This is a genomic window from Paenibacillus sp. 01T422 (assembly GCF_056398785.1).
In genome coordinates, this window is sequence record NZ_JBFTQB010000169.1 from 1 (window position 1) to 11410 (window position 11410).

General features: G+C 42.5%; 15 protein-coding genes and 1 pseudogene. 10 read left to right on the top strand and 6 right to left on the bottom strand.

Features of this window, described 5'->3' with window-relative positions; all coding sequences use genetic code 11:
- The 5 genes from AC1DUA_RS11970 to AC1DUA_RS11990 form a co-directional block, all read left to right on the top strand.
- Nucleotides 1–249 (top strand): DUF3658 domain-containing protein (locus tag AC1DUA_RS11970; protein WP_477499966.1); only part of this gene is annotated, 249 nt, incomplete at its 5' end.
- Between the two features lie 161 nt (nucleotides 250–410).
- Complete coding sequence (locus AC1DUA_RS11975; RefSeq protein WP_477499967.1) at nucleotides 411–806, top strand: VOC family protein; 396 nt, start codon at nucleotides 411–413, stop codon at nucleotides 804–806.
- Nucleotides 807–1021: 215 nt separating this feature from the next.
- On the top strand, nucleotides 1022–1684 hold the full coding sequence (locus AC1DUA_RS11980; protein WP_477499968.1) for an MBL fold metallo-hydrolase: 663 nt from the start codon (nucleotides 1022–1024) through the stop codon (nucleotides 1682–1684).
- Between the two features lie 192 nt (nucleotides 1685–1876).
- Nucleotides 1877–2716, top strand: a complete 840-nt coding sequence (locus AC1DUA_RS11985) for an alpha/beta hydrolase (RefSeq protein ID WP_477499969.1) — start codon at nucleotides 1877–1879, stop codon at nucleotides 2714–2716.
- Nucleotides 2717–3428: 712 nt separating this feature from the next.
- Nucleotides 3429–3584, top strand: coding sequence for a hypothetical protein (locus AC1DUA_RS11990; protein WP_477499970.1), 156 nt, complete (start codon nucleotides 3429–3431; stop codon nucleotides 3582–3584).
- Nucleotides 3585–3597: 13 nt separating this feature from the next.
- On the opposite strand, the gene AC1DUA_RS11995 is transcribed toward AC1DUA_RS11990, so the two are convergent.
- The 4 genes and pseudogenes from AC1DUA_RS11995 to AC1DUA_RS12010 form a co-directional block, all read right to left on the bottom strand.
- Nucleotides 3598–4623 carry an LLM class flavin-dependent oxidoreductase gene (locus AC1DUA_RS11995; RefSeq protein ID WP_477499971.1) on the bottom strand — a complete coding sequence of 342 codons (1026 nt, stop codon included), beginning with the start codon at nucleotides 4621–4623 and terminating at the stop codon, nucleotides 3598–3600.
- 156 nt (nucleotides 4624–4779) lie between these two features.
- Nucleotides 4780–5787, bottom strand: a complete 1008-nt coding sequence (locus tag AC1DUA_RS12000; protein ID WP_477499972.1) for an LLM class flavin-dependent oxidoreductase — start codon at nucleotides 5785–5787, stop codon at nucleotides 4780–4782.
- A 25-nt stretch (nucleotides 5788–5812) separates the two neighbouring features.
- Nucleotides 5813–6531: pseudogene (locus AC1DUA_RS12005) on the bottom strand (LLM class flavin-dependent oxidoreductase).
- Between the two features lie 19 nt (nucleotides 6532–6550).
- The gene (locus AC1DUA_RS12010) at nucleotides 6551–6874 is read right to left on the bottom strand and encodes an ArsR/SmtB family transcription factor (RefSeq protein WP_477499978.1); all 324 of its coding nucleotides are present in this window, start codon (nucleotides 6872–6874) and stop codon (nucleotides 6551–6553) included.
- Between the two features lie 528 nt (nucleotides 6875–7402).
- Between AC1DUA_RS12010 and AC1DUA_RS12015 the strand changes: the two genes are divergently transcribed.
- Together AC1DUA_RS12015 and AC1DUA_RS12020 are read left to right on the top strand one after the other, a co-directional pair.
- Entirely contained in the window at nucleotides 7403–7585 is a 183-nt protein-coding gene (locus AC1DUA_RS12015) for an ATP-binding protein (protein ID WP_477499979.1), read from the top strand.
- Between the two features lie 144 nt (nucleotides 7586–7729).
- Entirely contained in the window at nucleotides 7730–7897 is a 168-nt protein-coding gene (locus AC1DUA_RS12020) for an Imm32 family immunity protein (RefSeq protein ID WP_477499973.1), read from the top strand.
- Between the two features lie 159 nt (nucleotides 7898–8056).
- On the opposite strand, the gene AC1DUA_RS12025 is transcribed toward AC1DUA_RS12020, so the two are convergent.
- Both AC1DUA_RS12025 and AC1DUA_RS12030 read right to left on the bottom strand, forming a co-directional pair.
- Nucleotides 8057–8794 carry an SDR family oxidoreductase gene (locus AC1DUA_RS12025; RefSeq protein ID WP_477499974.1) on the bottom strand — a complete coding sequence of 246 codons (738 nt, stop codon included), beginning with the start codon at nucleotides 8792–8794 and terminating at the stop codon, nucleotides 8057–8059.
- A 123-nt stretch (nucleotides 8795–8917) separates the two neighbouring features.
- Complete coding sequence (locus AC1DUA_RS12030) at nucleotides 8918–9172, bottom strand: Atu4866 domain-containing protein (RefSeq protein WP_477499975.1); 255 nt, start codon at nucleotides 9170–9172, stop codon at nucleotides 8918–8920.
- Nucleotides 9173–9333: 161 nt separating this feature from the next.
- On the opposite strand from AC1DUA_RS12030, the gene AC1DUA_RS12035 reads away from it, so the two are divergent.
- From AC1DUA_RS12035 to AC1DUA_RS12045, 3 genes are all read left to right on the top strand, one after another.
- Nucleotides 9334–10254: an AraC family transcriptional regulator gene (locus tag AC1DUA_RS12035; RefSeq protein WP_477499976.1), complete on the top strand. Its 921-nt coding sequence runs from the start codon at nucleotides 9334–9336 to the stop codon at nucleotides 10252–10254.
- A gap of 551 nt (nucleotides 10255–10805) precedes the next feature.
- Nucleotides 10806–10991 carry a hypothetical protein gene (locus AC1DUA_RS12040; RefSeq protein WP_477499977.1) on the top strand — a complete coding sequence of 62 codons (186 nt, stop codon included), beginning with the start codon at nucleotides 10806–10808 and terminating at the stop codon, nucleotides 10989–10991.
- A 268-nt stretch (nucleotides 10992–11259) separates the two neighbouring features.
- The coding region (locus AC1DUA_RS12045; protein WP_477499980.1) for a PQ-loop domain-containing transporter at nucleotides 11260–11410 on the top strand (151 nt) is incomplete at its 3' end.

Sequence of the window (11410 nt, forward strand, 5' to 3'; positions counted from 1 at the left end):
GTTAAAGGCAGTGAAATGTGTACGTTGGATGAGGTCATTGTAAAGGCGGTCACTGAACTGGAACATGAACAGGATGAGAATGGGTTTGTAAGAGCTGGAAGTGTCGTCGCTAAGATGTTTGATAGTTTCCATCAAGTCGTAGGAGACTGGTTTATTACCTATAGAATCTGGATCTTAGTAAACCGAGGTATTCTGACATTCAGAGGGCTACCATGGGCTTTGCATCAATTTTCAGTGAAATTAAAGTAAGACAAATACTTTTATGCAGCCAAACGTCTAATATTACAAATAAATCAAATGGGAGAATATGTTAAATGAGAAACAATCGAAACTTAGGTACCGCGTTAATCGGGCAGAATGTAGAAGATTGGATATAATATGATGTAATAGTATGAAAGGAGGAGTAGGCAATGGAGAAGGTAATACCTTTCTTAATGTTTCAGGATGGCAAGGCAGAAGAAGCGATGAGTTTTTATACTTCGCTTGTTGAGGATTCCGAAATTACAAGTATTGTTCGGTATGGTTCTAGTGAAGCTGGGGAAGAAGGAACCATAATGCAGGCTACTTTCACATTAAAAGGGCAGGAGTTTATGTGCATTGATAGTCATGTTAAACATGCATTTTCCTTTACACCTTCGTTTTCGATTTATGTTACTTGTAGCACTGAGGAGGAAATTGATGAGCTTTATGGGAAACTTCATGATGGGGGACAGGCTCTGATGCCATTAGGTAATTATGGGTTCAGTAAAAAATTCGGTTGGCTGAATGACCGCTTCGGAGTCTCATGGCAAATAAATTATCTATAAATTCTAGTTAGCTAACGCGAATAGTTAGTAAAAACAGTTCATGGAGCAGATGCCATCACGGCAGCTGCTCCATTTCTCATTAAGCGAAAGGGGAGGATAGTGCTGTACCATAAGATATGTCGAGCGATGATTTATCGTGAAGATGTTGACAATAGCTAGACCTTAGCAATAATATTATTTTACGTACAAATTTTATTTTATGGAGGTCCGAAATTATGGAAATTTCAAAGGGAGTAGAAATGCTTCATCTAGATTTTCATGGGAATATTATTCACCCAACCCTTTTATGGGATCAAGAAATGGCTGTTTTAATTGACACAGGATTCCCAGGGCAGATTGAAGATTTGCGCGCGGCCATGGAAATGGTAGGCGTGTTGTTCGACAAACTAAAAGTTGTGATTTTGACGCATCAGGATCTGGATCATATAGGCAGTCTTCCTGAGATTTTGCGGGAGTGTGGAAGTAATATTAATGTATATGCACATGAGCTGGATAGGCCTTATATCCAAGGGGAATTACCTCTTTTGAAAGACGGAAACCTGGAGAATCCCCCGAAGGGCAAAGTGGATCATATCTTGATAGACGGTCAGGAACTGCCTTATTGTGGCGGGATTCGAGTAATCCATACTCCAGGGCATACTCCTGGTCATATCAGCCTTTATTTGAAACAGAGTAAAACTCTCATTGCCGGGGATTCGATGTATAGTGTAAACGGAATACTTGGGGGAATTCATCCCCCAACCACGCTGGATATGAAGGCGGCTCGGCTTTCTTTGAAAAAATATTTAGCTCTAGACATTGCATCGGTGGTTTGTTATCACGGGGGATTAAGTATTGTAAATGTTAAAGATCAGATATTAAGACATACGGTTGTCTAATAAATGGAAGGGCAGTTCTTGCGACTGCCTTTTTTTGTTGCATACTGAACAAAAAAATCATGTCAATAATTTTAGTGAATAGGTAAAATTAGTGCATTGAATTTCCAAATTATAACATCTAATATGTATATTGTAACGTTGATGGAAGTTCCCATTAGTTCCTATATGCCAAACTTGAATGGAGGATGCAAGTTGAAGCTTAGTAAAAAACGAGTGCTTTTCCTCACTATAATTTCTACATTATTGAGTATTCTGGGAGTAACAGGTTTTATTATCTCTTACAAAGTAACATATTGGGCTGAGCATTTAGGACAATATAAGTTAGGGGATTTAGAAATATTCAGGAAGTATTCATCAACAATAACTATTCTCGCTGTGTGTTCCATTATTCTATTTTTACTTACAACTCTTATTTTAATGAGAGTCATTCAAAAAAAATCAAGAAAAACAATTGCAGTTCTATCCTTAACTTTTTCAATAATACTTGGCTCCTATTTATTTCTTTGCCTCTTTATTTATCAAAATCTAGACGGAATTATTAAAATTAATCATCTTGTTTACCAACCTAAAAAAATTGATCAATCTACTGCTGAAAAGATTAGGTTGCTTTATAGTGATGCTGAAGAGATTAAAATCAACACATCTGACAATATAAACTTGTACGGATGGCTTATAAAAAATTCGAGTGTTAAAGAAGCCCCGCTACTTATATACTTTGGCGGTTCTGGGGAAGAAGTATCTGATATGTTATCGATTGCTGAGGGTTTAGATGGATGGTCTGTAGCACTGATTAATTATAGATCGTATGGACTGAGTGAAGGAGAGCCAAGTAAGAATAGTTTATACAATGACGCTAATTCTATTTATGATTACTTTTCAAAAAGAAGCGATATTGATAATAAGAAAATAGTCTCGATGGGATATAGCCTAGGAACGGGAATCGCTGTGAACTTATCAAGTGAACGCTCCACAGTAGGTACAATCCTAGTTGCGGGGATGCATGGAATGAAATTAAGAACTTCCTTAAGGTAGTATGACTTAATGTGCATATGACGGAAAGGAACGGTTTGTGGAGACAATACAGGAGATGTTAAAAATTACGTGATTAAAATATTAAAATGAAGGAGACAAAATGACATTTAAGGACTGAATATTATACCTGCGATTATTAAGTACATAGCCTTTTTTGTTGTCAGATATTCCAGCAACAGTCCAATAATAAAGAGGTGACTTAACTCAAACTGAAAAGCCTGCTTCATCTTAAAAATATAAATTAAGCACACAAACTAGGAGGTAATCATGGGAAGGTTAGTTCACCTGAAAAGGGGTACGCGACCCTGACGGAAAGTTGAAGACCCTCCATCAAGCGACGATATAAGTGATAATGGAGAGCCGATGGGCCAATTTGTGCTTCAATCTATGAAAAAGAGGAGATACATCCCCGCAAAAACTACAATTGATAGATAGCAAAGAGGCTGCCCATAAGCTCACTTATGGGACAGCCCCTTTAAAATGTTCCGTCTTGTTTATTATTAGGTATATTCTTATACTTTCTGAGCAAGGACAATTATCATCACGATTCCCATTTTTTGTTGAACAATTCAAGGAAGCAGAGATGGAATGAGATAAGTGAACCCTTATACAATAGGAAACCATCCAGGGAAGCCAGTATAGTACTCCCACATTTAATTTGACGATAAAGCAACGCGATTAGAAGAAGAAGTTAAAATGGCTATGAGAGGCTATGAGAGAAACAAGTGATAAACGGTTGTACGAACGCTATCAGTGCATTTTCTTATTTCTTTCTGGTGAAAGCCGAATTCGTATTGCTGTCATTCTAAATCGAAATATCGATACGGTTGGCGCGTATATTCGGACTTATTTTAAAAGCTTGCCATAAGGCCAGTTTTGACCTACTTTAGCTGAGTTATTTCTGCCAATATTTCATAGGAATGGAGGCGAGCCTTATGATCGTAAACCTGGGCGATTGCCATGATTTCATCGGCTTGACTTTCATCTAAAAACTTTTCCAGCTTTTCTTTTACGATTTGAGGACTGCCGACAATCGAAGTTCCTAATTGATTCTCAAGGGCAGCTATTTCATAGTCTTTCGCTATATCATTAATATTATCCACTGGCGGCTGCAGTGGGACTTCCTTCCCGCGCATCAAATTCAAGAACTGCTGCTGCAATGTTGTAGCGAGCCGCTCAGCTTCTTGATCTGTGTCGGCCGCAATGATGTTTAGCCCTACCATTGCATGCGGCTTGTCCAGTACTTTAGAAGGCTTAAACGAACGGCGATACAGCTGGATAGCCGGCAGTGTGTTATGCGGCGAGAAATGGCTCGCAAATGCAAACGGCAGTCCAAGCTCTCCTGCCAGCTGGGCACTGTATCCGCTTGAACCTAACAGCCAAATAGGTATGTTTAATCCTTCGCCCGGAATTGCTTTAACATGACTATGTCCTTGTGCCAGGGAAGGGTCAAAGTAATTCCGGAGCTCAGCCAGCTGCTCAGGGAAATCTTCTCCTGAACTTCTCAAGTCACGTCTTAATGCACGTGCGGTAAGCTGATCAGTGCCTGGTGCACGGCCCAAGCCAAGATCAATACGTCCTGGATATAATGATTCCAGAGTACCAAATTGCTCAGCAATAACAAGAGGTGCATGATTCGGCAGCATAATGCCGCCTGAACCTACCCGGATTTTTGATGTTCCTGATGCAACATGGGAAATGACTACCGATGTTGCAGAGCTGGCGATAAATGGCATATTATGATGCTCAGCGAGCCAATATCGGTTATACCCCAGCTTTTCAGCGAGCCGGGCCAGCTCCAAAGTATTGCGAAAAGAATCAGCCGGCGTACTTCCATCTGCAATAGGAGAGAGATCCAGGACCGAGAATGAAATATCCGTAATTTGTTTTGTATCATTTTTAGGCATATGCTCATCTTCTTTCTTTAAAAATTTCGTTTCAAACCTATAAAAGAATTTATAGGTTGTTTTCTTTGTCTTCTTTTACTGCTTCAATCTAAATCACATTAATTTAACTGATTTAATATCTGCAGAAAATACATCCTTTATTAGAGTAGACACTGTTTAATTTACTGCAGCCTGAGCCAAAATTTCATAAGAGCGCAGCCGTGCCTTATGATCAAAAATCTCTGTATGAGCCATAATTTCATCAGCGTCAGTCTTTTCTATTAACTCATGGAGCTGCTGCTTCACACCTGCAGGGTCCCCGATGATGGAAGTGAAAAGCTGTTCTTCAACCGCCCTACGTTCATTATCGTTCCAAAGCTCGTCCATATTATCAACAGGAGGCAAAATGGGCGAAGGCTTTCCGCGGGTTAACAAAAGAAATTTTTGATACATCGAAGTGGCAAGCCTTTGTGCCTCCTGTTTCTCATCAGCAGCCACCACTTGAACGGCTAACAGTACATAAGGCTCCTTCAAAAATTGAGATGGACGAAAATAATCCCGGTACAGTTTTATGGCCTCCATCATGTTACCTGGAGCAAAATGTCCCGCGAAAGAGAATGGTAACCCAAGTATTCCAGCCAATTGTGCACTATAAGACCCCGAACCTAACAGCCAAATTGGCACATTTGTTTTTTCACCGGGAATGGCGTGAAAGCTAAATGAACCATTCTTAGTGGCTGTTCCTGTACCATAAAGATATGCGATAAGCTCCTGAAGCCGGGCATCAAATCCAGGTTCATCAGCAACCCGCTGCCGCAATACATTTGCTGTATATTGGTCGGTGCCGGGTGCCCGCCCCAATCCAAGGTCGATCCGGCCAGGGAAGAAGGTTTCTAATGTTCCGAATTGCTCAGCCACGGAAAGAGAAGAATAATGGGAAAGCAGCATTGCGCCTGATCCAATACGCATTTTTTCCGTGACAGAGGCTACTCGTCCAATTACGATCGGGGATGCTGAACTCGCCATTCCTGCCCAATTATGATGTTCAGCAAGCCAAAACCGTTTATAACCCCACTGCTCTGTTTTCTTTGCTAGATCAAGTGTGTTTTGAAGGGAACGTTCGGCTGATCCTCCCTCGACAATTGGGGAGGGGTCTAGTACTGAAAGTTCTATATTCTTTGTCATAATTTTTCCTCCCTTTATATAACAATTAAATTTTTAAAAGCTGGCCTGTACCTTTATGGGTTGGAAAGTAGGGTAAAACAAATTCTCCAAGTTCCTGGATTACTTCATCTGGAGGGCGCTTGGAAAAATACAGAACAATCGCCAAATGGTTGACAACAATCGCTTGAAATTGATGAAGGAGATCAACTAAACGGTTTCTTCCCACGGAATAGCCTAAAGATATGGGGACAGGCATCTCATCGGGATTTTCCAATAAATCGATGAATAAGCTTTGAGAGAAGGGCTTGGGTATTGAAGCCACCCATCCGCATTCCTGGCTATCCAATTGATAGACTGATTGCTAAATCCAGTCACAATGATCGGAATCGGAGATACAGGCTTTGGGATTAACCTCATATCTGTACTATCGATCAGCCCGGCGTGGCTGTGGATTGTCCCCCGATGCCACTCCCATAATCAATCAACCTGGAAACAATTGATCGATTGATGCAGCTTCCTTGGCTATCCTGACGGGGTGGCGCAAAGGGAGAACTACACTTCCTGTCACTAACGCAACAAATTCTGCATTGTAATATCACGGAGCCATAAAGAAGCAAAGCCATATTCCTCAATTTTACGGGCAAGCTCCAGCTGATTCTCCATAATCGGATTTTTAGACATCCTGGCAGTCGGGAGGATAAGCCCGAGTGTCAGGATGTCTTTCTGGTACATGCTGTTATAGGCACGATCATTTTGAAAACTCACCCTTGGTCATCCTTAAAGGTTATATTTTTAAGCTTATATACTTTTCAAACTGTTTAATGGTTTCCTCATTGCGTCGATAATAAGTCCATTGTCCAATTCGTTTCATTTCCACCAGCCCGCTTTGCAATAGGATAGACAAATACTGGGAGGTAGTGGACTGTGATAGTCCTACTTTGCTGTGAATATCACTAACACAAACCCCGCCATCAAAACCTTTTTCTGTGATGACATGGGCCAGCGTGGAAAAGTTATTATCAGGTTCTTTCAACATTTGCAGAATATTTACTCTTATTTGATTTGACAGAGCCTTGAAAATTTCAACTGCCTGTTCGTCATTTATCATATTTGATTCCCGATTCAACGGTGCCCGCCCCTTTCTGATCTTATTAAAATCTATTGCTTGGAATGAGTATAAACTAATCGAACAAATGGATATTGTTAATTTGCGATATATCTATATTACTTTACTTTATACCCAAAATCAAATTTTATGCTTTAGACAGGGGTATGAAACGACTTTAAAGGAACTACACAAATTAGCTTAGAGAACAGGTAGCGGAGAGATGAGGATTATTTTGCCCATCTTTTAAATGGTTTGGGTTGGTATATAGCTTGTGCTGAAACAGGCCAGGAAGACATGTAATGTTCAAACAGTATTCTTTTTTTGGATTGTGATGCCTGGAAAGACATTAGAACAGAAAGGCTAATTGACAGATTACCACTGCAAAATAAAACTGCTTCCTCGCTGCTTTACATGGGTAAAATAGACTGTGATTTTATATGGAGTGGCGGGCATGCTAGGCTGGCCTGCCATACGAAACCCTTGTGGTTTCGCCCTTTCGCTTGAAATCATGCCCGTGCTCCATGTCAAATCGCTCTTTTTCCCACGAAGTATAGCGAAGAGCCAGAAAAGTCACGTTCAGAATATACGGGCGGATCAGGCCTAGGACTTGCTATTGCTAAAAGTATCGTTAAATTACAAGGCGGGGAAATTGAGGCAAAAAGCTCGATGGGAAAAACCTCTTTTGTCGTTACATTATGGAAAAAACGATAAGAAGAAGTATAAGAGATGATTTTAGAAAAGTTGTATGAAAAAGTGGAAGATTACTAGCTTAGTATTATTCAAAACATAACCCTAAATTTAGCTGTTACGGGTTCTCTAGCCGGAAAAGGCAATTTCGAAATAAAAGCAACTAATATGGGAAACGAATTTATAATTGAGGCAAACAAAGAGGGATTAATTTCTTTAGCCAAGCAAATGTTATCAATTGCCTATAATGATCTTTTCTCAGGTTTCCATATCCATTATGAAGAATTGACTTTCCTTGAAGAAGGATCAGCCAGTTTTGTTATCGAGTTAAAATGAGATACTTCAAGGGCTAAGCTAAAGAGGAACGATAGCACCTCTTCACCAGGTCGCCGACAAAGTTGGCGGCCTCTTTCAGCTATACGAACGGGCAGAATAGCTTTATTTGTGATCTGTAACGCCGCCCAACTTCCTCTGACAGAAGTTGGGCGGCGATTTTCAAGCAAGCTGAGCGGTCGGTCTGACAACGAGTTCGTTAACATCAACGTCAGCCGGTTGCTCGATGGCAAACGCTATGGCGCGAGCGATGGCGGACGCCGGAATCGCATCGCGGCGATACTCCTTCATAAGTTGTCTTGCCTTTTCATCCGAAATGCTGTCGGCAAGTTCGCTTTCCGTCACGCCCGGGGATACGAGCGTCACGCGAATATCGCGTCCAACCTCCTGCCGCAATCCTTCTGTGATTGCCCGAACAGCATATTTTGTGGCGCAGTACACTGCTGCCGTTGGGGATACCGCGTAAGCGCCGATGGAAGCCACGTTGACGAATTGGCCGAAACCTTGCTCTTTCATGACCGGAAGCCCTGCGGCAATACCATGGAGAACACCGCGGATATTGACGTCGATCATGCGGTTCCATTCATCGATCTTCAAGGATTCTAGGGGCGATAGCGGCATGACGCCGGCATTGTTCACAATGACATCGAGGCGTCCGAACCGGCTTTTAGCCAAGCGGATAATCGCCTCCATCTGATTAAACTCCGTCACATCGAGCTGTAGATGCGCCACCGAACCGCCTTCTGCACGAATGGTGAATGCTAGAGTCTCCAGTCYCTCCAAGCGTCTGGCGCCGATGACGACATGAGCGCCCTGACTGGCAAGCAGACGCGCCGCCGCTTCGCCGATCCCACTGCTAGCGCCCGTAATAACAATAACTTTTCCGTTAATAGTAGACATTGTATCATCTCTCCTTCATTTTAATAAAAGTAACCCTGGCTTTTGCTGAGCTTTGTCGACAACGATCTTTTTGCAGCAGCTAATTAACTGGATCCAACGGTATTCCGTTACAAACAGCTGCCGCTACTCTTCCCGATAGAGCACCATACCCGCATGGTACAGCACACCGTCTCGAAAATCGCCGTCTGCCGTGAACCCCGTGTCATCCACATATTCAATATGATCGCCTTCGATGGTATAACGACCTTGATAAGCGCTCTTGCGATTGCCGCGGGCTTCGTCGTATCGTCCGTTCGGCATCAGCTCATGCCTGATATATCCATCCTTCGTCACCCACATTCCGACATAGGGATGTGGGTGTGCATTACCGGTAGTCATTCCATCCTCTCCTTCCGTGTGCGAATCATTCCCTCGTGGTACAAACTCATTATGATGCTATTTGAAAGTAGGGCGGTAGCCGGAAGGTGCACTTCAATTGCCTAATACTCCAAAAGGTGATAAGTTAGGATCATGAGATAAAACCGGGGGAGGCGATAAACATGGATAAAAGTCCCGTGAAACGGAGGGAAGAATTAGCACAGGTGATACAGYGATTCACAAAAAATGACGGCACGCATAACACGGCGATTCCCACCTTGCGCTTTATTCGCGAGTCCCGGGTATCCGAGCCGGTCCATACGGTATATGAGCCCTCTCTATGTGTCGTGGCGCAGGGCTCAAAGGTTGTCCTGTTGGGGCAGAAGAGCTACCAGTACAATCCAGCTAACTATTTGGCGGCTTCCGTACATTTGCCGATTACCGGTCAAGTGGTGGAGGCTTCGCCGGAAGCGCCGTACTTATGTTTACAGCTGCAATTTGACATGAATCAAATTCTCGATGTCATCCAATCCTCCGATGAAGCCGAGAGACCCAAGCGTGAATCAGGGCGAGGCCTGGTGATAAGCCGAATGAACGACACGCTCCACGATGCCGTGCTGAGACTTGTCCGACTGCTGGATGCGCCGCACGACATTCCGGTACTTGCGCCGTATGCCATCCGTGAGATCATTTACCGGATTCTCCAGAACGAACAAGGCGATATGATCAAGCAGTTCGCTTTATTCGGCAGCCATGCGCATCGGATCGCGAAGGCAATTGCGCGGCTTAACCGCGATTTCGCACTGCCTCTGCGCATTGACGAATTAGCCGCAGAGGCCCGCATGAGCGCCTCATCCTTGTATTATTACTTCAAGGAAGTAACGGCGATGAGCCCGATTCAGTACCAGAAGCAACTCAGGCTGCAGGAGGCACGCCGCCTTCTCCTTTCCGCAACGATAGAAGCGGCCGATGCCGCTTTCCAGGTCGGCTATGAGAGTCCCTCACACTTTAGCCGCGAATACGCGCGTATGTTCGGTGAGCCCCCGATCAGAGACATCCGGCGTTTCCGCGGCGCGCTGCATTTCAGGGAGACGGTTTATTAGTGCGGTCTATTCGATTTTACAAAGGGAATACACTGACTGAGTAACTAACCTCATCCTCTAATTCATTGCGCCTTCATGTACATAATACAGAAAGAACTAGAGTATATTTTTCACCAAATGGTGTTGAAGCAATATTCGACTGTCGTGGATGATTCATTACGGATTGCAGCTGTTATGTTAAGTTGGGGGGATTCTCGGGGCTTCAGTTGACTGGCAACGAAATAGAGCTGTGCCAGCAGAAGAACACATAAAATTGGTATAACCTTACCTTACGAATGGATTTGACTTCCTTCTTCAAAATGAACGGCCAATACCCCATGGCTTATTAAAAGAACATAGTATAAGCTAACGGGAAAGTATAACGCAATAACCAGGGAGCAGCTCACCGCCACGCGGCAGCTGCTCCCTACTTCCGTTTAAGTAACGGGAGGTTAATGATATAGAATTTAACTGCTTAAGTTAGGATAACTTCATAAAGATCAGATAGATTTTATACAAATACCTCCCCGAATAATCCAATATATGGTATGTTCTATTTGGGAGGGATACTAATGTCATTATACATAGTTGGACAAATTGCGAATTTTCTGTTTTTCTTATCACCATGGGCATTGATCTATCTGCTATATCGCTTTATAAAAGCGTACGAGTTGAGAAAACGAACAGATGATGAACTACATCGTAAAATAGATGAATTGAACAAACAAGTTGCAGAAATAAAGGAGAACATGGGTTAATTTCAATTGGGGAGCTGTTAGTCTGGTTAGCCGCTACTCTTATAATTTATTTTAGAATTAAAAGCTTTTTGCCCCGATAAGGTGTACTGGAGAAGTATTGAGTAAAATAACGCGGAGTTGGCCTGGGGGAAGAAAATAATCTTATGCTACATAAAATATGGCACGAATCATTGCGCTAACGAAAAAGAAAGATGATCACCATGCATGGGCTGGCCGAATATACAGTATAAAGAAATCCGTGAGGTGCTATTTGATGCTGTATTCTGTCATGCAACTAATTGGTGGACTTATTCTTTCTTTAGGTTGGATTCCTCAAATTATTCAAATTCTGAAAACGAAATCCGTTTCAGACTTAAGTTTAAAAGCATACTTCCTTATGTTTTTAGGAATTAGTCTAATGGAGGCTTATGCTATTAGTT